23 protein-coding genes are annotated in these 26,605 nt (G+C 47.6%); 3 read left to right on the forward strand and 20 right to left on the reverse strand.

Going from position 1 to position 26,605, the window contains the following annotated elements; all coding sequences use genetic code 11:
- Positions 1 to 44 precede the first annotated feature (44 nt).
- From pdxA to WFK81_RS09545, 5 genes are all read right to left on the reverse strand, one after another.
- Positions 45 to 1,037, reverse strand: coding sequence for a 4-hydroxythreonine-4-phosphate dehydrogenase PdxA (pdxA, locus tag WFK81_RS09525; RefSeq protein WP_336786173.1), 993 nt, complete (start codon positions 1,035 to 1,037; stop codon positions 45 to 47).
- Between the two features lie 2 nt (positions 1,038 to 1,039).
- A complete protein-coding gene (locus WFK81_RS09530) occupies positions 1,040 to 2,341 on the reverse strand; it encodes a four-carbon acid sugar kinase family protein (protein WP_336786174.1) in 1,302 nt (433 codons plus the stop codon).
- 18 nt (positions 2,342 to 2,359) lie between these two features.
- On the reverse strand, positions 2,360 to 3,313 hold the full coding sequence (locus WFK81_RS09535; RefSeq protein ID WP_127493232.1) for a 2-keto-3-deoxygluconate permease: 954 nt from the start codon (positions 3,311 to 3,313) through the stop codon (positions 2,360 to 2,362).
- 108 nt (positions 3,314 to 3,421) lie between these two features.
- Positions 3,422 to 5,215 (reverse strand): sigma-54-dependent Fis family transcriptional regulator, encoded by a 1,794-nt coding sequence (locus tag WFK81_RS09540; RefSeq protein WP_336786175.1) that lies wholly within the window; start codon positions 5,213 to 5,215, stop codon positions 3,422 to 3,424.
- A 180-nt stretch (positions 5,216 to 5,395) separates the two neighbouring features.
- A complete protein-coding gene (locus WFK81_RS09545) occupies positions 5,396 to 6,367 on the reverse strand; it encodes an AraC family transcriptional regulator (protein WP_336786176.1) in 972 nt (323 codons plus the stop codon).
- A gap of 181 nt (positions 6,368 to 6,548) precedes the next feature.
- On the opposite strand from WFK81_RS09545, the gene WFK81_RS09550 reads away from it, so the two are divergent.
- Positions 6,549 to 7,958 carry an MFS transporter gene (locus WFK81_RS09550; RefSeq protein ID WP_336786177.1) on the forward strand — a complete coding sequence of 470 codons (1,410 nt, stop codon included), beginning with the start codon at positions 6,549 to 6,551 and terminating at the stop codon, positions 7,956 to 7,958.
- 55 nt (positions 7,959 to 8,013) lie between these two features.
- On the opposite strand, the gene WFK81_RS09555 is transcribed toward WFK81_RS09550, so the two are convergent.
- Together WFK81_RS09555 and WFK81_RS09560 are read right to left on the reverse strand one after the other, a co-directional pair.
- Complete coding sequence (locus WFK81_RS09555) at positions 8,014 to 8,241, reverse strand: alpha/beta-type small acid-soluble spore protein (RefSeq protein ID WP_127493240.1); 228 nt, start codon at positions 8,239 to 8,241, stop codon at positions 8,014 to 8,016.
- A 97-nt stretch (positions 8,242 to 8,338) separates the two neighbouring features.
- The gene (locus tag WFK81_RS09560; RefSeq protein ID WP_336786178.1) at positions 8,339 to 10,279 is read right to left on the reverse strand and encodes a glycoside hydrolase family 127 protein; all 1,941 of its coding nucleotides are present in this window, start codon (positions 10,277 to 10,279) and stop codon (positions 8,339 to 8,341) included.
- Between the two features lie 151 nt (positions 10,280 to 10,430).
- Between WFK81_RS09560 and WFK81_RS09565 the strand changes: the two genes are divergently transcribed.
- Positions 10,431 to 11,258, forward strand: a complete 828-nt coding sequence (locus WFK81_RS09565; RefSeq protein ID WP_336786179.1) for a helix-turn-helix transcriptional regulator — start codon at positions 10,431 to 10,433, stop codon at positions 11,256 to 11,258.
- A gap of 17 nt (positions 11,259 to 11,275) precedes the next feature.
- On the opposite strand, the gene WFK81_RS09570 is transcribed toward WFK81_RS09565, so the two are convergent.
- Positions 11,276 to 11,857, reverse strand: a complete 582-nt coding sequence (locus WFK81_RS09570; RefSeq protein ID WP_336786180.1) for a hypothetical protein — start codon at positions 11,855 to 11,857, stop codon at positions 11,276 to 11,278.
- Between the two features lie 618 nt (positions 11,858 to 12,475).
- On the opposite strand from WFK81_RS09570, the gene WFK81_RS09575 reads away from it, so the two are divergent.
- On the forward strand, positions 12,476 to 13,069 hold the full coding sequence (locus WFK81_RS09575) for a YjgB family protein (RefSeq protein ID WP_336786181.1): 594 nt from the start codon (positions 12,476 to 12,478) through the stop codon (positions 13,067 to 13,069).
- Positions 13,070 to 13,166: 97 nt separating this feature from the next.
- Here the strand turns inward: WFK81_RS09575 and WFK81_RS09580 are convergent, their stop codons facing one another.
- The 12 genes from WFK81_RS09580 to WFK81_RS09635 form a co-directional block, all read right to left on the reverse strand.
- Complete coding sequence (locus WFK81_RS09580; RefSeq protein ID WP_336786182.1) at positions 13,167 to 13,847, reverse strand: serine/threonine protein kinase; 681 nt, start codon at positions 13,845 to 13,847, stop codon at positions 13,167 to 13,169.
- A 781-nt stretch (positions 13,848 to 14,628) separates the two neighbouring features.
- The gene (locus tag WFK81_RS09585; RefSeq protein ID WP_336786183.1) at positions 14,629 to 15,141 is read right to left on the reverse strand and encodes a hypothetical protein; all 513 of its coding nucleotides are present in this window, start codon (positions 15,139 to 15,141) and stop codon (positions 14,629 to 14,631) included.
- A gap of 33 nt (positions 15,142 to 15,174) precedes the next feature.
- On the reverse strand, positions 15,175 to 15,432 hold the full coding sequence (locus WFK81_RS09590; protein WP_336786184.1) for a hypothetical protein: 258 nt from the start codon (positions 15,430 to 15,432) through the stop codon (positions 15,175 to 15,177).
- Between the two features lie 159 nt (positions 15,433 to 15,591).
- The gene (locus WFK81_RS09595) at positions 15,592 to 16,629 is read right to left on the reverse strand and encodes an AI-2E family transporter (RefSeq protein WP_336786185.1); all 1,038 of its coding nucleotides are present in this window, start codon (positions 16,627 to 16,629) and stop codon (positions 15,592 to 15,594) included.
- Between the two features lie 206 nt (positions 16,630 to 16,835).
- Positions 16,836 to 17,975, reverse strand: a complete 1,140-nt coding sequence (locus tag WFK81_RS09600; RefSeq protein WP_336786186.1) for a GNAT family N-acetyltransferase — start codon at positions 17,973 to 17,975, stop codon at positions 16,836 to 16,838.
- Positions 17,976 to 18,080: 105 nt separating this feature from the next.
- Complete coding sequence (locus tag WFK81_RS09605) at positions 18,081 to 19,085, reverse strand: carbohydrate ABC transporter permease (RefSeq protein WP_336786187.1); 1,005 nt, start codon at positions 19,083 to 19,085, stop codon at positions 18,081 to 18,083.
- A complete protein-coding gene (locus WFK81_RS09610) occupies positions 19,069 to 20,001 on the reverse strand; it encodes a carbohydrate ABC transporter permease (RefSeq protein ID WP_336786188.1) in 933 nt (310 codons plus the stop codon). Before WFK81_RS09610 ends, WFK81_RS09605 begins: the two co-directional genes overlap by 17 nt.
- A 10-nt stretch (positions 20,002 to 20,011) precedes the next feature.
- Positions 20,012 to 22,630, reverse strand: a complete 2,619-nt coding sequence (locus WFK81_RS09615; protein ID WP_336786189.1) for a DUF5696 domain-containing protein — start codon at positions 22,628 to 22,630, stop codon at positions 20,012 to 20,014.
- Positions 22,631 to 22,638: 8 nt separating this feature from the next.
- Positions 22,639 to 23,262 carry a Yip1 family protein gene (locus tag WFK81_RS09620; protein ID WP_336786190.1) on the reverse strand — a complete coding sequence of 208 codons (624 nt, stop codon included), beginning with the start codon at positions 23,260 to 23,262 and terminating at the stop codon, positions 22,639 to 22,641.
- Positions 23,263 to 23,283: 21 nt separating this feature from the next.
- The gene (locus WFK81_RS09625) at positions 23,284 to 24,756 is read right to left on the reverse strand and encodes a hypothetical protein (protein WP_336786191.1); all 1,473 of its coding nucleotides are present in this window, start codon (positions 24,754 to 24,756) and stop codon (positions 23,284 to 23,286) included.
- 36 nt (positions 24,757 to 24,792) lie between these two features.
- Complete coding sequence (locus WFK81_RS09630) at positions 24,793 to 25,683, reverse strand: carbohydrate ABC transporter permease (protein ID WP_336786192.1); 891 nt, start codon at positions 25,681 to 25,683, stop codon at positions 24,793 to 24,795.
- A 1-nt stretch (position 25,684) separates the two neighbouring features.
- Entirely contained in the window at positions 25,685 to 26,602 is a 918-nt protein-coding gene (locus WFK81_RS09635; RefSeq protein ID WP_336786193.1) for a carbohydrate ABC transporter permease, read from the reverse strand.
- Between the last annotated feature and the right edge of the window lie 3 nt (positions 26,603 to 26,605).

The raw sequence follows: 26,605 nt of genomic DNA on the forward strand, positions 1-26,605 counted from the left end.
GAGACATCGGCTGATGTCCCTTTTATATGCATTAATATATTTGATTAACGCTTTGGCGCAAGCTCTACCGCTTGGCGCAGCGCTTCCTTGATGCTTTGGTCATCCGCGATGCCTTTGCCCGCAATATCGAATGCCGTTCCGTGATCGACGCTCGTGCGGATAATCGGCAGGCCTACGGTAATGTTAACGCCTGCTTCGAGGCCTAACACTTTTACCGGACCATGTCCCTGATCGTGGTACATCGCAACCACGATATCGAAGTCGCCGCGCGTCGTACGGAAGAATAACGTGTCCGCGGGGAGCGGACCTTGCGCGTTTATGCCTTCCCGCTGCGCCCGCTCGACGCCCGGAATAACCTTCTCTTCTTCCTCCCCGTAGCCGAACAGCCCATTTTCTCCGGCATGCGGATTAATGCCGCAAACCGCGATGCGAGGCTCCGCGTAGCCGGCTTTCCGAAGTGTCTCATGAGCCATTTGGATCACCTTGTAGACGCGTTCCGGCTCGATCATTCTTACGGCATCAATGATGCCTACGTGCGTGGTTACGTGAATGACCTTCAGCTTTGGAGCGGAGAGCATCATCGCAAAATCCTGCGTCCCCGTCAAATCGGCCAGAATCTCGGTATGACCCGGATAAATATGGCCGCCCTTGTGGAGCGCTTCTTTGTTCAGCGGCGCCGTGCAGATGCCGTCAATCTGCCCTTCGTTTGCCAGCTCAATGGCGGTCTTCAAGTACATAAACGCCGCATGCCCCGCTTCCGGAGACACTTGTCCAAACGGAAGGTCGGCGGGCAGCAGATTCAGATCAAGGCAATCCACCGTACCGTATTCGTATTGTGCTTCCGTGACGGAAGCAATAGGGCGAATCTTGAGCTCGCTGTTCACGACACCCGCCGCACGTTGCAATATTTTCGCGTCGCCAATGACAAACGGATTGCAGCTCTCATACAGAGCCGAATCGCCAAGAGCCTTCATAATAATCTCGGGGCCGACGCCTGCGCCGTCTCCCATTGTGATCCCAATAATCGTCGTTTTCATTGTTATTCCCCTCTTCCTTCTCGTATATGCTGCATGGCATGCCATAACGAACCTTTACGGCCGAACGCCCCTGCTTTCGTAATAGCCGGCAAACGGGAACCGCCAACCAAGGTGCCGAACGGGATACCCGGCTCCACCTCATGATGAAGCTCAAAGCCGCTGACGCCTAAATATCTGCAGACGGCTTTGGCCGTATCGCCGCCGGTGAGCACGAGACCTTGTACGGAGCTGCCCGCAGCAACCCGGCTTGTTATTCGGCCAAGCGTATCCGCGATCCGGTTGGAGACATCCGAGGAATCCAGTCCAAGCGCCGCCCCCTTTTCCTTGGCGGCGCTGACTTGCTCCGGAGAAGAACCGGCGTGAAGCGAAATGTCTTTCCCCGCTGCAATAGCAAGCTGCAGCTCTGCCGTACACCTTGCAATTTCTCGCTCTTGTTCCTCAGCGGGCCCGATGGCTGCCAGCGGATCCATTTCCAAAGCGGCAACATTGGCCTGCCGGTTAACCTCCGCAACCTGTTCCCGGGTAATAGCCGATATGCTTCCCGCTACGAGAATGACGGCACCCGTCGCAAATTGTTTTTCGTATCGTCCAGCGGTCTTGGGCGGATCCGGCGTAATCAGGAATTCCGCCAAGCCGGCCGAGCCTCCCCACAATACGCTTGCCTGAAATACCGGCATCAGCGCGGCAATAACGGCAAGATCGTCATCCGTCTCCGCGTCGAATACAAACAGCTTTACGGCTTGACGAAGTTGTTCTTCGATAAATTGACGAACCGCCTCCGGACCTTCGCGTAACAAAGCAAGCTCTACATTCGCGCTAGCAAGGCCGGATTGCTTTTGCAAAATATGGGCGACACGGGAATCCGGTACAGGAGTCTTAGGATCTCTCGCCATCTCGGTTTCGTGAATCGGCGTACCGTTCAAGTAATGGATTCCCCCTACGGTCGTCCGGCCGATTCTTGGAAAGGCAGGCGCAATAAATGCGGCTTGGAAGCTATAGCTGTCCATAACCCCGCTTATTTCCTGCCCCAGATTCCCTCTGAGCGTAGAGTCCATTTTTTTGTAAATAAAGCTAAACCCTTTTTCTTTGAGCGCCGCGGCTGCGCTAGCCGCCCGCTCATAAGCCAGCTCTCCCGGTATCGAGCGGCTGTCCGTGTCGATGACGATCACATCCAGCTCCGAATGGTCATCGGGAATGGAAGACCAATCGAACAGCACCTGCGTCTTTAGGCCATTCCGTGCAAATTGAACGCCGGAGTCCGATGCGCCGGTTAAATCATCTGCAATAATAGATATCTGTTTCACGTTGCATCCTCCGTCGTTTTATTTGCTTCTAGCTTCCAGACGCTTAGCCCACCATGCGGTCACAATCGGCGTAAGGATGGCCGTCACAATAACGCTCGAAGCAACAAGCGCGGTTGCCGAAGGAACGAGCGGTACATAAATCGAGTTTGCGGCGGCAACGGCCGCCGGTACGCCTGCGGCATTGCCCGCGGTAGTAGCTGCGGCCAAGCCGGCTACGCCATTGCCGCCCGTAAGCCGATCGGTCCCCATCAGCGCCAGGCCTGTAATGATAACAACCGCAACGCCTAGCAGCACGCCAAGCGCGCCTGCTTTCCACACATTGCCCAGATTCAGCCCGGCACCAAGCGCAAAGGCAAAGAACGGAACGAGGACCGGCACCCCTTTAGAAAGGAACTCGCGGAGCTCTTTATCCAAATTGCCGAGAATCATGCCGACTACCAGCGGAAGGATTGCGCCTACAAGCGTTTGCCACGGGAACGCGGCGAGGCCGGCTGCGCCAAGCGTAATCATGGTCAGGAACGGGCCGGACTCGAGGCTCATGATCGAATATGCGCCTACATCTTCCTTGCGTCCGAACTGCCCCATCAGCGCCATGTACAGACCGCCGTTTGTATCATTCATGGCCGCGACGATAGCCAGAACGGAAAGCCCTGCGAAGAAACCGTTATCAATCATGCCATTGCCAAGAAATTTACCGGCGATAAAACCAACCAGCATCGCAATGCCGATTTTGGTGATCAACAAGGTGCCGCCTTTTTTCACGATGTAAGGCGTTGCTTTAAAATCGATGGTGGATCCCATACAGACATAAAAGACAGCCAGCATGGGAAGCGATCCGGTCATCAATGCGCCGGTAAAGGAACCAAAATAAGTCGAAATCGTTGGAAAAGCCGTATTTATGATAGCTCCAATCAATAATGGTACGATCATCATACCGCCAGGGATTTTTTCAATGCTCGCTTTAATTTTCACAAGTAGTCCCCCTAAGATGCATTTTTGTTTCATTTTGAAACAGTATGTTCGATTTGTAAGCGCTACATTGCTAATTATAAAGCGAGTATATGCGATGGACAACCTTAATTACGTTTCATTATTAAACGTTTTGCTCATTTTTCTCCAAAAGGTTGTCCGGTTCATTCCGAGCCTCTTGCAGGTTTTGGATTGATTCATTCCTTCCTCTTGAAGGACGTAAGTAATGATCCGGCGCTCGATCTCCTCCAGCGTTCCCCGTAGGTCTATCGTGGTAGACACCGTATCCGCATCCGCAATCAAGGACTCTTTGTATTGTTCAATAACAGTCACCGCATCCTTCTTCTCTACATGATTGCCTTGGGTAAGGACAAGCATTTCGTGAATGGCGCGCTCCAGCTCGCGTAAATTCCCCGGCCAATCGTATTGCAGCAGCTCATCGAGAGCCGCTTCGCGGAAACCGACGATCTGCTTGCCGGATTGAAAATTATAATTCGCAATCATGACCCTGATGATCTCATCAATGTCCTCCATCCGTTCCATTAACGAAGGAACTGCTAATTGAAGCTCGCCTAACGCGGCGATTAGCTCATGATTGTAGTCCGCTTTCCCTTTCAGGCGGGTTAAGCTTGTCGAGGAAGAGGCAATAAACCGGATTTGGGGGTACCGGCGTATGGCCTGCAGCCATTGATCCTGCGCTCCGCGGTCCAGCCTGTCCACATTGTTCAGATAGATCGTTCCGCCGAAACCGGTCTCGGGCAAGCCAAGCTCCTCCGCCGTTCCTTTCAGCAGAAGATCGGTTTCCTGCTCCGTCATCCCTTCGCACGGAATCATATAGAAGCCTTGCGCATGGCGCCTGCTTGCCGAATGGATCGCTTGGGCGAACAGCGATTTGCCGGTTCCCCTCTCTCCGGAAATCCAAAGATTACGGTCGCTTAGTGCATACTTTTGCGCCTTCGCAATCGTTTTATTCAACATCACGCTGGAGCCTACCATTTGATTAAACGTAGTGAGCCTTGGCGGAATATATACGGCGAATCTCCGCTCGTTGCGCCAATTCTCGATCGAGTCCAGGGAAACCAGATAGCGGAAGCATCCTTTCTTGCGGCCCTCGCTAACGCTTACTTTGTATTGCTGCTCATTCAAATAGAGGAACTGCTTGGACCATTTGGCAGCACTGTCCGCCTCCTCCGCTCCGCTTATCAGCTTGTAAAGCGCCGGTAATGAATATTGAATGCTGCTGCCTGACAAAGCCTCCGCATCCGTATTACCGCTGCTGCCAAGCAGCTCTCCCGCCGTATGGTTCATGAACAGGATCCGGTGACGGTCATCAAGCGCGATAATCGCTCTGGTATCCTGGTCCAGGATGTCCCGGTAGAACATCGTTTGTTCCTGACCTTGCCGGTAAACGTCGTATACGCGCCTCACCTCCCGGAACATATCGCCGACCGATTCCTTGCCTGAGGTAATAAGAATACCGTGATAGCCCATTTCTTGCGCGGCCCGGACCGTAACGGCATCCCCCAGCACAATCTGAACCTTGTCGCCAAATGCCTGCCGCAGAGCGCCGCGCACCTCGGTCTGGTCGCTGATCTGGATAATCGGAATTTCAAAATCAAGCAGGCTCGACACCTCTGCAACCGCCTTGCATATATTCGGAAAGCCGATAATGGCTACCTTGGAATTCGTGCGGCGGATAAGCGTCAGCACCCGCAAAATATCGTACCCGGATACCGGGATGTCCACGACCGGCAGCGAGGAATGCTTGCGAATCAGGTTTGCCGTACCGCCCCTGCTGATAATAATGTCGTAGCCCCTTTCCTCGGCTTGCTGGATAAGCGGAAGCGCTTCTTCCAAATCCGCTACCTCCACATCCATATGAATCGTTGTTTCTTCTTGCACCATTTCCAAAAGCAAATCCCGCAATCCTACATACGGAGCTATAGCTAGAACTTTAATTTTCATCATGACACCTCGTTTTTCGTTTCAGTTTGAAACACCATGACTGCATTATAATATATGAGCGGGAAAAACGGAAAAACGGAGCCCGCTTGCCGCGCGGCTCCGTTTCTGTCGGTCATTTTCTTAAATAGGATCCTCGAATTCCGCGCCGCCCGATGCTTTGCGAAGCGCCTTGATATCTTGCAGGGGAGGCTGGCCAAACAGTCTTCGGTATTCCCGATTGAACTGCGATGGGCTTTCATAGCCTACCGTGAGTGCGGCTGTTGTTGCTCCTACCGGTCCACTCAACATCAGGCGCCGCGCCTCTTGCAGGCGAAGCTGCTTCTGATATTGCAAAGGTCCCATTGTAGTGATGGCTTTAAATTTATGATGAAGCCCGGACGTGCTCATATTGCATGACTTCGCCAGCTCCTCCACCGTAAAGGAGTGGGTGTAGTTCTCCTGGATCCAGTGAATCGCTTTCGCTACCCCATCCGCCCGTTGGTCAAACAATACCTTCTGCATAAACAAATGTCCAAAATCGCCCGACAGCAGGTTGAATATCATTTCCTTCTTCAACAGCTCCGACAGAAACCGGGCTTCTTTCGGCTTGTCGATTAACTTCAGCAGCCGGTAAAAGATGTCCAGCAGATTGGCATCCGATTTGCCGATAAAGGCCGCGGAAGTTAAATCTTTTTCTTTTGGCTCCGCTAGGATCTCAGCCTCCACGACGACGGAAGCAATCTCCTGCGTCGTGAAATCGACGCGCAGTCCGATATAAGGCCGCTCTTCGGCTGCTCCGACAACCTGGCCAAATGCAGGGATATCCAGCAGCGATGCAACGTAATCCCCCGCGCTGTAATGAAAGATATCCTGGCCGAGATACAGCTTCTTCTCCCCTTGGAGAATTAGACAAAAAGAAGGTGTCAACACGCCTGGACAACGCACCGTATCATGACTGCGTTTGACGATGGACAGGAAAGGTACGATCGTTGAATTCCGCCCTTCTTCGAGCGTCAACCTCTCCGTCATTCCAATAAGCTGATCCAGCGTTTTCTTATAAATCGAAATGCTTTTCCCTCCCGCTGACCGGGAATCCATGGTTTGCTCCGGCATATCCGCTATCCCTCCCGCCTTGATCCTGATTATATAAGCATTCTTGACGATTGGAAAGCAAAAGAATGATTGAATTGCAGCTTTAGGCAACTTTTAAGCAGGAACGATCTACTTCGAACCGCCGATTCCATTCATAATAGCTTTCAGGAACACTACCACGGAACAAGAAAGGAACGTGAACATGCATCAGTCCAAATGGATTATTCTCACGATTATTATCGCGTGCCAGCTCATCGTTGTGCTTGACGCGTCCGTCATGGTAACGGCCATTCCGCAAATCGGAAGGACGCTTCACATGTCGACAACCAGCTTGACTTGGGTTCATAACAGCTACATTCTCGCCTTCGGCGGTTTCTTGCTGCTTGGTGCCCGGGCAGGAGATCTTCTGGGGCGCAGACGAATGCTAGGCATCGGAATCGGATTGTTCTCTTTAACCTCATTCTTTGCAGGCATAGCGCCAACGGCTGAATTCCTGCTTATCTCGCGGGCTCTGCAAGGATTTGCCGCCGCACTCGCCACGCCTGCCGCGCTTGCCTTGCTGTCGGCTACCTTTGTGGAAGCGAAGGAACGCTCCCGGGCCATTTCCATGTACAGCGCCGTATCTGCCGCAGGAGGAAGCATCGGCCTCATTCTTGGCGGATTTTTCACCGATTTTGTCTCCTGGCGCTTCGGCATGTTTATTAATGTACCCATCGGAATTGTTTTGCTGTACCTGGTTTACAAGTTTATTCAACCTACTAGCATCAGATCCGGCCGCTTTGATATAGGCGGTGCGCTGACCTCCGTTATCGGCATGACCTCATTGGTCTACGGTTTGGTTCAAGCGGCGGATTACGGCTGGGGTAATCCTGCAACTTGGATTCCGCTTGCTGCCGGAATTATCCTGTTGGCGGTATTTGTTCTTATTGAAACCAGGGCGGCTGAGCCGATTATCCCTCTGCGGTTATTTGCGAACCGCCAGCGTTCCGGGGCTTACTTGGGAAGATTTCTGATGGTAGGCGGGAACTTCTCTCTCTTTTTCTTCATCCCGCAATATTTGCAAAATGCCCTCGGATTCAGCTCCTTTGAAGCAGGTCTTGCCTTCCTGCCGTTTACCGTTGCGCAGTTCGGAATGATGTACATTATTCCGGGGCTGGTTCGACGGTTTGGCAATATCAAAGTACTGTCTGCCGGGTTAATCATCGCGATTATCGGTACGCTTCTGTTAAGCCGGATGGTCTCCGCGCAGACGCCGTTCTTTCCGGATCTATTTATCCTTCTCGCTATCATGGGCATCGGTGCCGGAATGGTCTTTCAGCCGCTTACGGCGATGGGTCTGACCGGTGTGCAGCCGCAAGACAGCGGCGCGGCTTCGGGTCTGGTCAATGTCGCCCATCAAAGCGGTGCTTCCTTGGGCCTTGCGGTTCTCATTACGGTCTTTAATGCCTCGATCCGCGGGAAACACCCTTCCGTATCGGAGTTTGCGCATGCGGTCTCGAACTCCATCTTGGGATCCGTCTTCTTTATCGTATCGGCCTTGCTGGTGACGTTTATCTGCTTTGCATCCGTTCGGCAGGTGACCCGCAAACGGGCTCTGCAAGCCAATAAATAAGAACAGCAAAAAGGCTGCCTATCCAAGTAGGCAGCCCTTTTTGGCTAAGTATTTACTAACGACGGAAGTTAGTGGATGCGCCGCCGAGGCTTTGCTCAGCGATTTCAACCAAACGGCGAGTAATCGATCCGCCGATTTTTCCGGCATTATAAGTTGTAATATCACCGTTATAACCATCACGCGATAAGGAAATACCGAGCTCTGAAGCCACTTCGAATTTGATTTGATCCAAAGCCTGCGCTGCTTGTGGTACCACTAAAGTATTGCTGTTGCTTCTAGACATTGAAAAGCCCTCCTAATGTGTTGGTTTGTGATGTAATTTTTGGTGCTGAAATTAATTTCTCCAACCGCAACCACATTATGCAAGGTGCCGGAAAACTTTATGAATAGCGGAGCCACACGTTCATTTCGCCGGGCTCCCGGTTGCCCCACAAATAGTAAGGAATCGCTTTGAAACGAACGGATTCTTTCTGCTTGGTAAGCGGCTTATAAGGCTGTCCATCTGCCCAGCCGGCATAATCAATCACAACTCCGTTCCCTTCCACAACGACGCAGCCTCCAAGCAGGTCCGAAGCTTTTCTTGCTGACAGCTCCGGTTCTTCCGCAAGCGACAGGGATGCCAGCGGTTTACCGTTGTCCGCCTCTTCCACGCAGTAGACGAGCGGACCGCGTTGAATGGCGGCTTTTCCGGCATCCGCTCGGATTAACGGATTCGCAGCAATCAGATGCGTCTCGATTGGCAGCAGCCATTCCACCTGATCACCGTCTTGCCATACGCGGTATACGTTAGCATAACCTTTATCAACATGGTAACGGACCGGCTCTCCGTTGACCTTTAACACCGGCTCTTTCGAATTGAACCAATTCGGAATGCGAAGCGCCAGCATAAACGGAATATCGCCTTTATCCTCTTGCATTGACACTTTAAATTTAACCTGGCCGTTCCACGGGAGTTCCGAGGTCTGGCTCAGAACAATTTTCCGGCCTGACGCCTCGAATGCCGCCTCGCTTCCGATAAACAGATGGACATGAACGCTTGAGCCATCTTCCGACACATCGTAAATGTACTCGTCGAGCGAACCAAGCAAACGAGCTACGTTGGGCGGGCAGCAGGAGCACCCGAACCATTTCTGCCTAACCGGCTTCACATGGAACTTATCCGGGCTCTTAGCGCTTGCTTCCGGCCACACTTCAAGCGGATTCACATAGAAGAAATGCTTGCCGTCCTTCGCCATGCTTCCGAGCACGTTATTGTACAAAGCCCGCTCCATCACGTCGGCATACTCGCTTTTGGCCTCCAACTGAAGCATCCGCCGTGCCCAGAAGATCAAGCCGATTGACGCGCAAGTCTCCGCGTAGACAATGTCGTTCGGAAGATCGTGGTCGAACGTAAAAGCCTCCCCGAGATGCGTCGCGCCAATCCCCCCGGTAATGTACATTTGCTTGCCAGTCGTATTCGCCCACAGCCGCTCGCATGCTTCGCGTAGCTTGACGTCACCGGTTATGCGGGCCAGATCCGCCATTGCCGTATACAGGTATACCGCGCGGACGGCATGTCCAACGGCAACCGGCTGCTCGCGAACCGGAAGACGGCTCTGGTAAACCTCGAGATTAGGTTCCCCTTGCGCCCAGATCGTTGTCCGGCCGCGGCGTTCCCATTCTTCGATAAAATAATTGGGCTTGCTGCCGCGTTCGTCGATAAAATACAAGCTCAAGTTCAGATAACGCTCTTCTCCGGTAGCCTGATACAGCTTAACTAAAGCTAGTTCAACCTCCGGATGGCCGCAATAGGCCCGCATCTGCCCCGGTTCCGTACCAAACAGGCTTGCGATAAGGTCTGCAAAACGGCAGGAAATGTCGAGCAGCTTGCGCTTGCCTGTTGCCCGGTAATAAGCAACAGCCGCTTCGAACAAATGACCCGCGCAATACAGCTCATGCGCTTCATATAGGTTAGACCACTCTCTGCCCGGCTCTTGAATCGTAAAATAAGTGTTCAAATATCCGTTCTCATGCTGGGCTTGTCCGATCAGCTCGATGGCTTCATCCGCAATTTTCTCCAGCTCCGGATCGGGCTTACGTTCAAGCGAATAGGCAACCGCCTCCAGCCATTTGTAGAGATCGCTGTCCTGAAAAATCCATCCGCCGAACTCGCCCTTCTCAAGCCCTGCGGCAATCCGGAAATTACGGATCGAATAGCTGGGCTCCGCGTCTTCAATCCGGTCGTTCAACGCCTCCCATTGATAAGGGATGACCGTTTTGCGTACAAGCTCCGTATATTCATTCCAAAAATCATCCTTGATGCTTATCTGCGTGTCCTTCATCATAATCCTCCTTCAGATAATTACCTAATTGCTAAAAACGATAAAAATTGACTCCTTGTAAGTTCGAGTATATGCTTTATTTGTCTGATTCAATAGGAACGGAATGAACTTTTTCTTATACAAAATGACACAGTCAAGGAAGTGAATCGCATTGAGCTTCGTAGAGCTGCAAACTCCACCTCTCCCTTATTACTGGGAGTCTGGCCGCTCCGAGTTTCGAGAAGGCGACCGGCATCCCAACCGCAGAAACTTCGGTATATTCGACCTGATTATTGTGGCGGAAGGAGAGTTATTTATTGGGGAGAACGGACAGGAATGGGCGCTTGGAAAAGGAGATACCTTACTTTTGCTGCCGGACGGAGAGCACTATTCGGTGAAGCCTTGCGAACAGCATACCGTTTTTTACTGGGTTCATTTCGAGCATCTGATCTGGCAATCGCATGCCCATGAAGGAGCTTCGGCGCAATCTTTCTTGAATCCTCACCCCATCCGGATCCCGAAGCATATTTCCCTTAATGATCCCGAGAATGCCTTCAAGCTGATGCGTCAGCTGTTGAATCTGACCGTCGGGGATTCCTTTTGGGAGGAACAAAGCTTGCTGGCACAGCTTCTCGCGCTGCTCGAAAACGAAAGCTTGAACAAAACCAGCACGCCGGCTACGCGTCTCGCGGAAAAAGCGGCCTTTTATCTGCAGCAGAATTTCCAAAAAGACATTACAAACGAGCTTCTTGCCGAAGAATTCCACTTCCACCCCAATTACATCGTCCGCTGCATGAAGAAGCGATACGGAATGACGCCAAGCCATTACTTGCTTGAATTCCGGCTGGACCGGGCGAAGAAGCTGCTCGTTTCCTCCGAATGGTCGATAGAACGAATTGCCGAAGAGGTTGGTTTCCGGTATGCGCCTTATTTCACGGCCTGCTTCAAGCGAAGAGAAGGCATTTCCCCGCTTCGTTACCGCAAATCGGTCCTGCAATAACAAAAAAAGCCGATAAATTATCGGCTTTCTCTTGGCTTAAGCAAGTTGATTATTCGTTCATAGTCGTAAATATTAAAGGTTTTAAAGGCTAATTTATGTTTACTATTGCTTTCTGCGAAATGAAAGATGACATAATCACCATCCCTCTCGAAATCTGTCGAAAGACTATTCTTGCTGATTTCCTTGATGAGCACGGCTTCCGACTCTGCCTGGAACAACGATTTTTTCATGACTTTAACAACGGCATCCGAAATTACAAAGAATCCTCTGAAACGCACATCGTCTATCAGGATCGTCAGATCCTTTATTTTGGTGTCCGTTACTTCAGCAATGGAATCCTCTTCGATTCGAGAAGAAGGTCCTGCATTCTGCGGGATATGATTCGCGTCAAATCTATTCACCAGCTTCTGAAGCAGATTAACGATTTCCGATAAACCTATGAAAATAAAGCCTGCTGTAACTCCCGACAGCCACCAATATAAGGCAATGATCATGTGGAATCCATCATGATCAATCCCTATAATAAGGCCTGCTATAAACCCAATGACGAGCAGCAGTATTCCGATTCCCATCAAACATGTAGAAATAATATTTCTCATTTGTCTATGACCCCTCGTTAGTAAAAAATTTCCTATTGGAATCATAGCAAAATTTAGTAGATTGGACTAGTTATTTCTTCCCAGTCTCTTTAAGTTTGTATATTTATCTATACACTCTTGTAATTTCTTTATTAAACCAGTGAATATAACCACAACGCTCACAGGTCAATATATTCGCAGAACGGTTAGCGAAATCAAGGTTAAGGAAACTCATAAACGCTGTGTTTAATTGCGCATAGCTTTGTTTGAATTTATTATTATGGCAATGCACGCAAAGGACAGTAATTCCGTTAGCGCTATATTCGCCAGGTCCCTTGGCTTCTTTAAGATTTTTGGCAAACAACTTAAAAAATCTTTTCGCACCAGCTATAATCCTTCATCCTCTCTTTGTATTATTTAATTCTTCCTAAACTAACTCCATTCTTTCGAGTAATTAATGTTCCTACAGTAAATCACAGTAAGATTAAATGAATTGTACCACATATTGGAATAGCCCTATCAATCTCGAGGTATTTATTTACATCGAATCCTGCCTGCAACAATTTGCGAAGTACATGCGTCAAAGCTAATGCAACTTGAACGGGGAACATATCCCGACATCCCGAGGAGGTAAAATAAATGAAATTCTATAAATCTATGAAAAAAATCGCGGTGGCTACAGTGGCCGCTGGAACTTTAGTATTGTCTGCCACGGGAGCCGTCCCATCGCAAGCAGCTGCTGCTCAGAGTGCCGCTGCTCCTGTCGATGCACATACGAAAGCGTATGAAACGCTTATGAGCTTCTATAAGCCGGCCCTTAACGGCCAGTTCCCTAATTTCCACGGTTTTACGATTGGTTCAACTACGCATGAGTCGGTTATCAAAGCTATTGGAGAAGCTGAATCTCCAGCAAAGGATTCCGATGGTTTTGATGTATATCATGCCGAAATGGGGCACCCTGGATATGCGATTAGCTACAAGCTAGGTAAAATCAAGGAAATGCGCTACTTCGGAACAAATGTGGAGCGGCAGACTAACTTGGGAGGAATCTCCGTTAAAATGCTGGTTCAACACTGGGGCACTCCGTATGAGTCCGTCCTGATTAAGTCGGGCAAGACCGTACAAAAGAAAATTACTTACGTCCGAGGTAAATACCAACTCGAATTCATCTTTGACGGTACGAGCGGAACAGGCTTAAATCATATTAACCTTGTTAACAAATCCATTAAGTAAACAACACCTTTTCAATAAAAAGGCAGATGGTCACCTAATTGACCATCTGCCTTAATCACTAACTGAGCCTATATCTCACAAGATATAGCGCTCCATTTTATTTGCGTTTTCCAAAGAAAAGTTGACTCACCCGTTTAGAGAATTCTTCAATTCCAAAACTTGCCGTGTCAATCCGGTTATACCAGTTCGTTATCGTTTCCAAGATCCATAAAGGGATCTGTACTCCGCTAATCATAGGATAAAAATGTTTATATGACCATACTAAATGTTCCCACCGATTATCGTTTCCGTCCTTGAGATATTCCGATACGTCAAGAACTTTTCCTCTTCCATCCTGCAGGAGTACATTTTTAAGATGAATATCTCGTGGGTTCATTCCTTGACTTCGAATAAACTCTCGGGCATTTTCTACGTCTTGTATCACTTGCTCTGAAACAGGGATCCCTTGCAGGAGACAATCGTACAATGTAACTCCTTGTTCAAAACTTAACACCAAATAGTTGGATCCGGCACCATAACAATAGGGAAAATAGGGAGAGCCTTGCAAACGTTCATAGATGCCTGCTTCCACGTCTTTTTTTTCTAATGACTGGGCGGTATACACTTTATATGCGTAATTAGGGGTGTCAGAATGATAAAAGACTGCAGCATCCGTTCCAATGCCGATGCAACGCAATTCTTCCGAGAAACGGGCGACGGAAACCGGCTTGTTATTTTCATGTCCAACGACCTCTATGCTCTTTAACGCTTCTTCAGCTTGTCTCCAATCTTTAATCACAACGATCTTCTCCTTCTGATAATGGCATTTCATACGTCATGACTGCGTACAATTCAGAGGAATAAATTTATTAGCTTGCTTCAATCTCATTAGCTTATCGATAATAGTTTTACGTTCATCATACGAAATCTGTTTCAACTATCCTGTTATAAGAAAAAAACCGACTGTGCAATATGCACAGCCGGCTCTTCAACATAGAACTCAATTCATGAAAACATCCTTGTACCAAACCCCTAAAATAAAGAAGATTCCAAACATACACATAAGGACAAAGATCATAATCACCAAAGCTATAAACATCCAAAGACTTGTTCTTAGAATCTTATTTGTTATAGCTTTCACTGTGATCCACCTCATGCAGGAAATGACTAACCCCTATCAAAAGTAGTCCAACCATATTTGATGATCGAATCGTTTGTTTCCCTAAAATGGGTATAAACCCTCCTGCTTCTCATGTTTTCTATCCTTTTCAAAAAACTTTTCCCATACGGATAAACGAAACGTGTCCTCGGCTCCGTAAACAATTCTACGTACATCGGATTTTCGAAAGCATCTCTCCAGCCAACACAGCTTGTAGAATTAATGCTTCGACCTTCACCTTCAAATAATTCTGAGCTATTTAAATAATGGACCCAGTTCCTACTACATTCATTAAAATCGATAAAAACTTCCTCGTGCTGATCATCTATGTAGGATAACCCGTTTGTGGTGATGTTCTTGATTCTGGAATGGTGAATAACGATCAAGTCATCTCCTCCATTCAGTCAGTAACTATATTAAATTACTCCTCAACTAACTTTCCTCTAAAGATAAAGTTGTCGTCGGAAGATATTTCGATACTGGTCTTTCCTAGCTTCTTATTACCTTTGAATGCCGTAAACTTAATTATAGTTTTATATTGCACTTTATTTGCTCCCGTTAAAGGTGACCAGTACATCGTTTCACCTGGCTTAATTTCGGCCTTTTTCCCTTGCGAATTCATTTTTCCATTTGAAGATTTCCAAAATAGCAAATTACCGTCAGAGGAGTGAACTATAATCCGCGTTGCTTCAATATTTGAGACTTTTATCGGGAAACCAGGTACACCGCTCATAAACATCGTGTATTCAGCTAGTGGAAACTCAATCTCTGGCGGATAAAGCTCTTTGCCTTGGGAATCATTTTGAGAGGTAAGAGTTATCCCAATGAAAAGAATTAAGATAAACACACAGACCGCAATAAGAATAGCTAAATCCCTTCGAAATTTAATGCCTTTGTGTGACTGTAAACCATCAAGATTTTTTATTACTTCCATTTCAGTCCATACTCCTATTCGCACCTTGCCATATTAAACGATAACGCCGATAATGCTGAAACCGATAAACAACAATAGCATCCCCGCGCTGAAAAAAAGCGGGTGAAAGCTCCTCTCTTCCGTAACCCTAAAAGCCCTCCTAATGCTGCCACCGCCCAAAGTAACGATTACGGCAGTCAGCAGGACAGCGACTAAATGGGATAAATGAATCCGCCCTACAACGATAAAAACAACGGCGCTGCTGCATACTCCGGCTAAAAACCAATATATATTCTGCCTGTTTGGTCTCAATTAATCAACGCTCCTCACCAAAGAATTTCTTCGTTATTAGCTAAAATATATACGCTTCCAACGATTGGAAAGTTACGTTAACCAGCTCTAAAAATCAAAAAAGACAGCTGGTCTTAATGACCAACTGCCTCATTCTCAGGAATGCAGATCCGATGATTATCAATCGCTTTTCGCCGGTTTCGTCTGCTCTTCCAAGGAATCAGCCTGCTCCACCTTTAACACGTCCAGCATAAACATAAAGATCGGAATACCGATGAGCAGCCCCCAGATGCCCATGTAATGCTCGGACAAAATAAGGATAAAGAACGTGTAAAACATCGGCAGATTTGTTTTGTGCGAATATAATCTTGGATTAAGGAAGTACGTTTCAAGAGCATGAATAAGCAGAACCAGAACGATAACCCAAATGACGGTCTTAAATCCGCCAATCTGGTAGCCGATAATCCCAATTGGCACAAAGGAAACGACTACGCCCGCAACCGGAATAAGACTGAGCAAAAACACCATGATGGTAAGCGCGAACAGGTACGGGAATCCCATAACCCATAAACCGGCTATCGTAAGCGCGGTATTAAATAAGGCAATCATCAGCTGTACTTCAAGCACCTTGCCGAAGGAAGCAATAAACTTGCCGCCAAAATACCGGAATTCGAGATACAGCCAGCCTATTGAGCTTTTGCTGAACTTCTCGGTAAATTGAACGATTTTGCGTCTCTCCAGCAGGAAGAAATAGCTAAGCAAGATAACCAGCAAAATAACTTCCAGCCAGCCGCCAATCATCTTGGCGTAAGCAAGCGCACTGTTCAAAAAGGTTTTGTATTCGATCTTATCAAGCGTATCGACGATCACTTGGGCGATTTGATCGTTTTGGGAGGTCCCTAAAAACTTTTGAACGTTGTTGACAATATCGACAATTTCGTTAATTAGCTTTGGAACGTAATTAACCAGACCGTAAACGAGGCCAACAATAAGCGCGACATACAAAACCGAAGTCACAACAACGGGCGACACCGGAATCACCCTGCGAATTTGCTTGGTCATAAAGCTCTGCAGCCGCATCATTACAAACGTGACCATAAACAGCAGCAGCAGCAAATTCAACATATCGCGGAGACTGTAGAGCAGAACAACAACCAGCAGGATAAACACAATTCTTTTGATAATCGGATGAGTAAAAAAGGTTCTGAGCGTTTCCAAAGATTTCCCCCGCAAAATTGGATTTATTTATTATTCGTTTATAGTTAATAATACCTGTTTTATTTATAAAACGCATCTTTTTATGGTTAACATAAGGTGAAACGGCTACCGCCGTCCTTGGAGAACTCTTAAAATTCCAAAAAAATAAAGCTGCCGGTTTCGGCAGCTTTATTCAAATAAACAAAACAATTTGTTAATCTAACAGCTTATACAAAGCATAAGCCTGCCGTATACGGAAACGGAATCGGGAAAAGTTCCCGGTAGGCTTGCGCTTCAGCGGGCAGTAGTACAGCATCCGTTCCGATACGATCGAATAGGAGTCGGATCAGTTCCTCGTCGTTTAATGTGACGGAAGGTCGCCCAGTAGAATCGGACAATTCCCATCCGCTGTTCTCCATCCTGTTCAACCGGAGGCCGCTCACATCCCCCCGCTTCTCTAGCCAAGGCGATAACTGATCCATTAAAGCTTCACCGCTTAGAATCTTGACGGTACCTGGTTGACCATCCTCGGTTGAAGGAATTGCACTCAACCGCTCATGAATGTCTTTTTCATGCCAAGGTATTGGAATCTCCAAGGATTGCAGGCCGAATCGGTTTACGGCTTCGGCGAACAGCCTTACAACCTTATCGGAATCTCCGGCATACTCAAGAACCGTCCCTTTTGGCTGCGTCTCCGACGTGACGCCAATTACCGCAAAGCTTGTTCCTATCCCCTTGGTTCCTTCTACCAGTACCCGTTGATTCATCCGCATCACGCCTGCCATTGCTTCCGCCTTGAGCAGCGTGCCTAACTCATTGACGCCAACCTGGTAGCGTACCTCCCGGGTTTCCGCAGCCTCCTGCAAGGCAAACAAATCGTCCGGCCGCATCTCCCGGATCTCGCCTTTTGCTTCCGATCCACCCATAAAGGACTCTGCGTGCAGCGCATCCATGCGGTATTTGCTTATTCTTCCGAACAACGCGCAGCCTGCGCGCGTGTACAACGAACGGTCACCGGATACGAGCAGCAAAGATGCACCTGCATCCCGCGTGAATGACTGCACTTGCTCCAACAGCAGGCTCGCGTACCCTTTGCCTCTTGCCGACGGTTCCGTACAAACCGAACCAAGTGAGGCTACGCGCAGCGCAGCCTCGCCAATCCGGATCGTCCATAGGACAACGCCCATAAACGATACCAATTTGCCGTCTTCTTCAAATGCGCCGTAGGATAAGTGCAACGCCGCTTCGGAGAAAAGGAACGGAAACAATTGGCCCATCGACGTCTGATTGCCGTCCCGGAATGTTGCGTCTGACAAGCGGATAGCCTCTTGCATTTCAGCGCCCGTCAATCTTCGGATCTGCACCATTTCCATCCCTCCTTTTCCTCAACATACCTGTTTTTAATGAACTGTAGCCTTGGAAAGAACTTCCGCATCAAATTTCTTCGCCGTTTTACCCGGCAATTCCTTCATTTAACCCACGATGCCCGACTGCTCGAAATTCTCCACAATCCGTTTCTGTACACCGAAGTAAATAATGAGCAAAGGCAGAAGATAGATGATAGCCGCAGCCTGCTTTACCGCATCAAACGCAAATGTTGTAGCACCCGGTACGTCAAACCATGTCCGGACAGCGTATAAAATGTTGTTGACGTTAGCCGGTGCAAATGTTGCCGCAAGCTTAATACTGAGGTACGGACCATCCGGATGGAAGTATCCAGTATAATAAGTATCCCCGTAATTCCATACGAAGGAGAGAATCCCGACCGTCATAATCGCCGGTATCGCATTCGGAATGCCTATCTTCAGAAAAGTCTTATAAAAACCGCAGCCATCGATATAAGCAGCCTCCTCCAATTCCTTCGGCAATCCCTTAAAGAATTGGCGAAAAACGAATACAAACATGCTTTGCTTCACGCCAAAACCTAATAAGGCAATCAGATAAAGAGTATAGGAATGGTTGATCAAGTCGATCGTGCCGCCATTGATAGCCGTGATGATTCCGAAAACATCAAAATGCTTAAAGCTTAAATATTGGGAGATCAAGAGCGATTGAGGCGGTACGACAAACGTCACGATAACGAGAAACATAACGATGTTCTTCCCCCAAAAATCCACCCTGCCAAGAGAATAGCCGGCAATTGCGGAGACGAAGATCTGGATAACCGCTATAATGACCGCATAACCAACGGACTGCAAGAGCGGCATTCCGTTGCCGAATATAAGCCGTATTGCCGCTTTAAAGCTCTGAATGGACAATTCAAGGGGGACCCATATGACATCCGGATTGCCTAGATCCTCCAGATTATTAAACACGGTCGGAAACAGCTTGATGATTGGATAAAGAATCGCAAAGCCTAACCCAACAATTAAAGAGTAAAACAACACATCGAATAGAACACTCCGTATCTTGTTCTTCATGAAATAAGCGTTGAATTCGATCTGCCGCTGTACACGAACTTCACTTTTCGGTATCATACAGCCTCACCACCCTGTTCAGCAGTAACATCATGACAAGCAAATCTAACAAGACATTCACTAAATAAACAACCGATAATGCGGATGCTACCCCGATATTGTTCTTATTAAAGGCAAAATAGTAGATTTCCGTCGAAATCGAAGATTTGAGAAACATATCAACGAAGGTATAGATGAGTGCAAAAACAGAGATGTTCGATAATAAGGGCAGCGTGATCTTCCAAAACACCTCATAGCTGTTCGCCCCTTCAATCTTCGCCACTTCGTACAGCGATTTGTTGATCGACTGTAAGCCGGCAAGAAAGATAAGCGTCTGCACCCCGGTTTGGGAGATCAGCATAAAGATGTTATTGGCAATATCGGATATGAATAACGTGACCTTCATTGGCAGGAACGTGTAGGTAAGAAGGAAATTTAACACAATCCCGTTATCGAACGTATTGGTGACTGCGGCATCCGCCACGTCTCCGCCTGTCGTCACCATAATCAGATCCACGACAACATCCAAACCAAGCACGATCGGCAGGAAAAAGACGACCCTGGCAAGCCCCTGCCCCTTGAATTTCACATTAATAAGGATGGCACAGAACAAGCTGAAAATAACGATGACCGGCGTGTTGATAAAAATACTCGTATTTTCATCCGTAAATACCCGTAAAAACTGGCTGCTGTTACTCGACACCTCGGCGCTAAACAAATTCACGAAATTTTGGAAACCGACGTATTTGAGATTCATCCCTCCCGAGTCGGCAACGCCAACGGAATGAAAGGAATATTTGATCGTGCTGATCAGCGGTGTAAGAAAAAATAAGACGAACCCGATCAGCCACGGCAGTACAAACAGGAAGCCATTGATTTTTCTCCTGTTCTTGTAAGAGATATGAAGTTTTCTGCCTTTGCGCGCCGCGCCTTCCATGGCTAACCTCCTAATGCTTGATGATGTATCCAAGCGCATCCAGGTTGTACCCGGATATCGATACGGGATATTTATTGTAATTCACAACTACCGAAGCTCCCGAAGCGTAAGTCGTTTCGAAGACGTTGTAATCCAGCATGCGATGACCAGCAATCTCCTTCGAACCGATCTCGGACAACCCTTTGCTATAATCGGCGTATACGGTTTTGATGTCTTGAGCGAGCGTTGAATATTCGGTGGAGAAGTAATCGCTGTACTCTGAATTTTTAAGAACATCAACGTTCTCCGCGCTGATCGTAAACTTCGGAATGCTTCCCAGCTCGAACGCCTGAAGCAGGAAGTATTGGCTGCTGTCCGGGGACATGTTCACATTAAGCGTCGTATATTCCGTCAGTCCGTTCATGACCAGCTGCCGGAATGGAATCGAGACGTACATCGTCCCGTAATTGCTGCTCTCCCTCGAGATATTGGCCGCATACTTCGTATAAGGGATTTTATCCATATTCGGATTATCGAGCGCTAACGTCTTGCTTTCCGCCAGTTTCTGCAGATTGTCGTTAACAATGTTGTCAGATACAACCGGATCTATCACGGCACCGGACTTGTAACTGGCATAATAAGTAGAGCCCATGTCATTTACGAAAATATTAGGATAATCCTTGGAGCCCTTAATAAATTTTTGCACCGTATCACTCAGATACAAAGGATTCAGCAGGTATTGCTTCGTGCCGCTTTCGCTAAACATGCCATCCGAATAGTCATATTTCTTAAAGGCAAGAGGTTTGCCGTCAAAACCGTATAAGGCGTTCGTTTTCGGCCAGAAGCCTCCGCTTTTATCGGATACTCTCATAAGGTCGGCATTTATGAATAGCTGGCTGTCTCCGTTTGCAAAATAGTCCATTAACGCTTTGAGGTCTTTCTTGTTGCCGTTAGCGCTAGCGAGCTTCGCTTTATTGGAGATGGAATTATTGAGACCGTTGTTAAACACACCTTTATAGTTCACGATTTTATTGATTCCGTTCAAATCCTTCATAATCGCCAGCAGCTGGTTGTACTTCGTCATCGAATAGCCCTCTTTATAGGGCACGCCAAGCATTCGTTTCTCCAGCGTGAGCGCTCCGATTACATCGAGGAAAAGCTCTGGTTTCGTGTTATAAGTTAACTTAAGATCATATTTCTGAATCAGATAGTTCTGATACGCCTTAGCCATCTCATAGTAGGTCACTTTGCTGCCAAACAGCTTGTAGCGCACCGAGTAATCAACGTTAATTATTCCAGTGGAGGATAGGAAACGAGCATCGTTATCGCTGTACGGCCCGAACACTTTAACCCGCGAATATTGCATGGAATCAAACGAGCTGTACACCTTGTTATACGGCATTCCTCCCGTCGAAGAATCCTTCGTGCCAAGCTGAACCTTAATATGCCCAAGCTCCGCTCCCCGGTCGATAATGCCCATATATCCACGGGACTTCCCTGTGCTGTCGGTGGCGTACATACCGAAGATTGGCATGGTCAGATTTTCAGGAAATTCCGGCATCTCGTAGAGCGTATCGTAATAGGTGTTGTTATACACCGGTCTGTCATATTCCGGATACTTGCCATTAAAGGTATTAAGCTTGAACAACGCTCCGGAACCATCCGGTACGACCATATAGCCATCCTCTTCTTTTTCCGCGGAAGAAAGACCGAAGGCTGGGAGCACCGAGATGTTCTGAACGGTATAGAAGTCATTTCCGCCTTCAATCTCATAGGTCGGAACCTTAACGACGAGATCCCCTTTATCCAATGCCGCTTCCATCGTTACCAGAAATCTTGCAGGCTGCGTAATGGTCACTTGGATGCCGAACTGCTGGCTGTCTGCAATGAGCATCTCCGTCGTATATTCCACCGCTTTAGACAGATTAATCAAATCTTTAACGAGGGAAAGCGGTGGAAGACCCGAGAATTTATTGAAATACAAATCCTTATCTTGATCGAGCTGATACGTAATGTTGAGCGCATCCCGGTACTTCTGTGCTTCGGCCAGGTTGATTTTCCCCTCACCCAGCTTCTCGTCGATCTTATCGAGGAACTCCTTCTTATAGTTGTCGACAGAGATCTTGGCAGGCATATATTCATTCAGGCGGTAGGATTCCGTTTCAAAGAAGTCAAATACGATCCGGACACCGTTATTAATTTTGTCCAGCTTGTATCTACCGCTTTGAATGCTGTATTTGTACGCATCCCACTCATACATGCTGCTGTCTTTCCCAAGAAATTTAATCACAATCGGAGATTTCTCTACATCCCCGCTTTTGGCATCCTGGTACAGACTGTTCCATTCCGTACCTGTTGCCGTATCGACCACTCTCAAATTCAGACTGGCCGTATCGATATACAGCTCTTTGCCTTCATTGCTTGCGAGGAGCACATTCCCCGAATTGCCCGCAAGCTCGCCCGTAGAAGCCGCAAGTCCAGCTTTCTTATACTCAGGTGCAGACTGGCGTTTAATGTTAGCATGCTTAATGAGGGAAGGGCTGTAATAAATTGCCGCAAGGACAAGTACCGCAAGTATTGCTATTAGGATCTCTCTAGCCCCGATCCGTCTTGGTCCTCTTATGGTCACTCCAGTCAGACTTTTGAGCATCTTCAGCATCACCTTTTCATTAATTCAATGAACACGGTATATACGAATCCAATAACCTTGCCTATCAAGGTAAAGTACAGCATAGCGAGAAAAACAATGATAATGGCGGAGCAAAACGATACGAGCAGCGTGATGACGTTCTTTAGAGCCGTAAACTCGTGAACGACACATAACCCGCAAAACAGAAGGAAGCAGAACCACACCGTTCCAATAGCAACAAGAGCATTCAGCAATGCTGCTTCCTCCTGGATGATCGTGTTGCTGAGTATGATTCCTGCGATATCGAAGATAAGTTTCGGTACTAAAGCGTAGCTTATAACGACGTAAATATCGCCTATTGTCCCATTCCCGTCGAACAGAGTGGTAATGCTCCAATTGCTTATCAAGAACAATAGGAACGGAAATAGAGTAGTCAAAAAGATGGTGATGCTGTTCATTTCAAACAAAGGACTATAATTTAAAATAAAACCGGTATACTGATAGCTTAAGATGCCGATTAATCCGCAAAGCAGCATAATGATCGTAGGCAGGCAATAATTTTTCCGCCTTACGAATTTCACATCATAAAAGCCGTCAAACGGATGCATAAGGACATGAAACATATATTTTCCGTCTTCTATCAAATGGGCCATATTGGCGAATCCTACCCTTCCCTAGAGATCAGCTTGTTTATAACCGTTCCTCCTGTTGTATCGATATTCGGAATAGAACAGACCGGCAGCCAGCAGAATAAACGGAATGACGAACCAAATGAAATGGTGTTGAATAAGAAGATTACGATATTCGCTGAAAGCTTTGGAATAGTAACCGCGGCTGTTGCCGAGCTTGAAGTAATACATGGCATCATCGAATTTGTCCTGCATCAAATATTTGCGTCCTACGCCAGTATAGGCAATGTCGTAATTGGCATTTAATTTGAGCGTTTCCTCGAAATCCTTCCCTGCCTCTTCCCATTTTCCGTTAAAATACTGCTTCTCCGCGTCTAGCGCAGACTGGCCGAATGCGGTAGGCTGAAAGATGTAGACGCAGCCGAATTCCTTATCCGCAACGATCAAATTATCTCCGAACCAAGCAATGGCTGTCGGATCTTTAACATTACCCTTTAAATTTCCGGCGGAGTTAAATACATTCATCAGATCTCCCTCGAAATTGTAGAGAAAGATCCTGCCTTTGTTTTTATCTAAAAGGGCATATACGCCGGAATCGGAAACGGCAATGTCGACAAACTGGCTTTTGTTGGCCGTTAATCCGCGTGAATGCAGGTCACCGATAACAGGGAAGTAACCGTTTTGCATGAGCACATTCTCACCCTTCGAATTGAACCGGAACACCATGTTCTGGGCCGAAGGATCAAAGGTGGTTGCGTAAATAAGCCCTTCCGAATCGAAAGTCAAATTGTTGAAGGATGGCGCGAAGGTCTTCTTCATCTTCTGCTTCTGCTGATTCGTCGCGAGTGATTTCCAGAAGAAATCGGTTACGTTCACTTTGGGCTTGTTCAGGCCGAAATACCGTGCGAAGGAACCGTCCCTATTAATCTCGATAATCCCCTCATAGCTTCCTTGAACAACAACGCTGATGAGCCCATCCTTATCAACGATGATTTTGGAAGGCTTAAATTGCGTTGATCCAACCATATTTTGCGGCTTCCCGATAGATCTTTTAAAGGCGTACGTCGCTCCGTCCAGAACGATAATTCTCTCGGATTCCGTATCCGCGATATAAAGCTCCTGATCCGCTTCGCTGAAGAACACGCCTTCCGGCTTGTTTAGCATAAGCTGCTTGCCGGTAAGCTCATCGACGACGATTCTTCCGGTCTCATTTCTAACTACTTTAATAGAAGTGACGAATTTCATGTCCGTACCAAATATATCGATGCGGCTTTCCGTCGTATCCACGAGAAAAATCCGATCCTTGCTTACGAATACGTCGTTGACGCTTCCGATCTTAATCTTGCCGGTATCTTCCGCATCAAGCGTGTTAACCAGTTCGAAGGCCGGCAGGCTTCTCTTCGCATTTCCCCAATAATCATAGGTGTAATTGCTCTCAAACGTATTGGCAGCATGAACTTGGGTCGGTAATAAGAGGCAAAGTATGCTGGTGAAAATGACAGCCCACTTATATCTCATAATGCTGGGCCTTCCTTTCCATTTGTAGATTTTCCCTTATTCTTTAATACCGGAGGTTGCCATCGTCGAAATGACGTTGCTCTGCGAAATAATAAACACGACGACTGGCACGATAAGCATGATGAGCGTAACGGCCGAGGCTACCCCGGTCCTGGCCACCCCTGCATTAATAATCTGCGACAAGGCATAACTGACGGGCTTGAGCTTCTCGCTGTAAATAAAGCCTCCGCCGGTCGTTCCCCATAAGGATTGAAAGGATATTATGATAAGCGTAATCCATGCCGATTTGGATAGCGGCATCATTACTTTCCAATAGACCGTCAGCTCATTGGCCCCGTCCATCTTGGCAGCTTCAATCAGCGCGTCGGGAATATGTACCATAAAGTTTTGCATCAGGAACAGTCCTAGAGTCGAAGCTGCGGAAGGAATAATAATGGCCCAATAGCTGTCGATCATATGCAGCTTGGACATAATGACGTAGTTCGGCAGAGCCGTAACGGTTCCGTTAAACATTAGAGAGTAAACAATCAGTTTGGACATCGTTTTCGAGCCCGGAAACGTATATTTCGCAAGCGGAAAAGCAGCCATTGAACCGATAATTACCGAGCCCGTGGTGCCAAGCGCCGTAAGAAATACCGTATTAAAGATGTACCTCGACATGGGGATCCAGGAATTTCCGATAATGATCGAGAGATCTTGAAAATTGGTTAAGGTTGGGCTTTGCACAAACAGATTAGGCGGGAAAATAAAGATTTCATTCAACGGTTTAAACGCGTTATTAATAATGAAGATAAGCGGCCAGACGCTAAATAATCCGAATATCCCGAGCAATAGGGTGAGCGACATATCCCCGAAGATGCTTCTGTTCCTGCGTTTAAACTTCCTGGACAAGTACGCCTTTCTTATGGCGATTGGAAGACTGCTCACTTCAGGCACCAACCCTTCTTAAAGCTTTCTGAACAATGATGTTGGCAAATACCATGATTAAGAACAAGATGGTTGCAATAGCAGAGGCATATCCCATCTCATATCGGATAAAGCCGTAATCGTAAAGGTGGGTCAAAATCGTGTGGCCGGAGTACTCGACCGACGGGAAGCCTGCAAGCTCCATCGATATTTGCGATACCGACAACGAGCTCGTAATTTGCATCACCGCCCCGAAGAGCAGCTGCGGCTTCATCGACGGGAGAGTAATGAACCAAAGCTCCTGCCAGCGGTTGCTGACCCCGTCGATCTGACCCGCTTCATACAAGGTGCGGTCTACGTTTTGCAAGCCTGCGATGAAGGCCAGGAAGCTGACGCCAAGGCTTAGCCAGAGCTGGACCAGCACCAGAATCGGGAATACATATTCCTTCTTGTCGAACCAAAGAATCGGCTCGTTCAAGAACCCCAGCTTCAATAACCACGCATTAGCGTAACCATACATATCGGATGAGAAAATAAGCTTCCAGATCAGATAAGCATTCCCTGAAATCGACGGGGCATAGAAGACCAGCGTCATAACCGCCCGTACTTTGGGAGAAAGCTCATTGATGAGCCACGAGAATACAAAGCACATTAAGTAACTGACCGGCCCTGTTATAAGCGCGAAGAACAGCGTGTTTTTGACCGCAATGAGAAACACGTCATCGTTAACAATCAGATTGATGTAGTTGCGGAAGCCCACGAACGTTGGCGGTTCCAGCATGTTAAAGGATGTAAAACTGATGACAAAGGACGTAATGACAGGAATGACCGTAAACACTATGAACAGGATGGCAAAAGGCAGGATGAGCAAATACTTGCCTTTATGCTCCTTCCAAATCTGTGCGGCCGTCATTCTTCTCTTCTTACTTGTCTGACTCATCGG

Source organism: Paenibacillus sp. MMO-177 (assembly GCF_037147795.1).
In the GTDB taxonomy this organism is placed as follows: Bacteria; Bacillota; Bacilli; order Paenibacillales; family Paenibacillaceae; genus Pristimantibacillus.

What these genes read in the sequence shown, in the direction of transcription:
- pdxA (WP_336786173.1), bottom strand. Translation starts at nt 1,037, where the DNA reads ATGAAAACGACGATTATTGGGATCACAATGGGAGACGGCGCAGGCGTC.
- WFK81_RS09540 (WP_336786175.1), bottom strand. Translation starts at nt 5,215, where the DNA reads ATGGTGCAAGAAGAAACAACGATTCATATGGATGTGGAGGTAGCGGAT.
- WFK81_RS09545 (WP_336786176.1), bottom strand. Translation starts at nt 6,367, where the DNA reads ATGCCGGAGCAAACCATGGATTCCCGGTCAGCGGGAGGGAAAAGCATT.
- WFK81_RS09550 (WP_336786177.1), top strand. Translation starts at nt 6,549, where the DNA reads ATGCATCAGTCCAAATGGATTATTCTCACGATTATTATCGCGTGCCAG.
- WFK81_RS09555 (WP_127493240.1), bottom strand. Translation starts at nt 8,241, where the DNA reads ATGTCTAGAAGCAACAGCAATACTTTAGTGGTACCACAAGCAGCGCAG.
- WFK81_RS09560 (WP_336786178.1), bottom strand. Translation starts at nt 10,279, where the DNA reads ATGAAGGACACGCAGATAAGCATCAAGGATGATTTTTGGAATGAATAT.
- WFK81_RS09570 (WP_336786180.1), bottom strand. Translation starts at nt 11,857, where the DNA reads ATGAGAAATATTATTTCTACATGTTTGATGGGAATCGGAATACTGCTG.
- WFK81_RS09575 (WP_336786181.1), top strand. Translation starts at nt 12,476, where the DNA reads ATGAAATTCTATAAATCTATGAAAAAAATCGCGGTGGCTACAGTGGCC.
- WFK81_RS09585 (WP_336786183.1), bottom strand. Translation starts at nt 15,141, where the DNA reads ATGGAAGTAATAAAAAATCTTGATGGTTTACAGTCACACAAAGGCATT.
- WFK81_RS09600 (WP_336786186.1), bottom strand. Translation starts at nt 17,975, where the DNA reads ATGGTGCAGATCCGAAGATTGACGGGCGCTGAAATGCAAGAGGCTATC.
- WFK81_RS09605 (WP_336786187.1), bottom strand. Translation starts at nt 19,085, where the DNA reads ATGATACCGAAAAGTGAAGTTCGTGTACAGCGGCAGATCGAATTCAAC.
- WFK81_RS09610 (WP_336786188.1), bottom strand. Translation starts at nt 20,001, where the DNA reads ATGGAAGGCGCGGCGCGCAAAGGCAGAAAACTTCATATCTCTTACAAG.
- WFK81_RS09615 (WP_336786189.1), bottom strand. Translation starts at nt 22,630, where the DNA reads ATGCTCAAAAGTCTGACTGGAGTGACCATAAGAGGACCAAGACGGATC.
- WFK81_RS09620 (WP_336786190.1), bottom strand. Translation starts at nt 23,262, where the DNA reads ATGGCCCATTTGATAGAAGACGGAAAATATATGTTTCATGTCCTTATG.
- WFK81_RS09625 (WP_336786191.1), bottom strand. Translation starts at nt 24,756, where the DNA reads ATGAGATATAAGTGGGCTGTCATTTTCACCAGCATACTTTGCCTCTTA.
- WFK81_RS09635 (WP_336786193.1), bottom strand. Translation starts at nt 26,602, where the DNA reads ATGAGTCAGACAAGTAAGAAGAGAAGAATGACGGCCGCACAGATTTGG.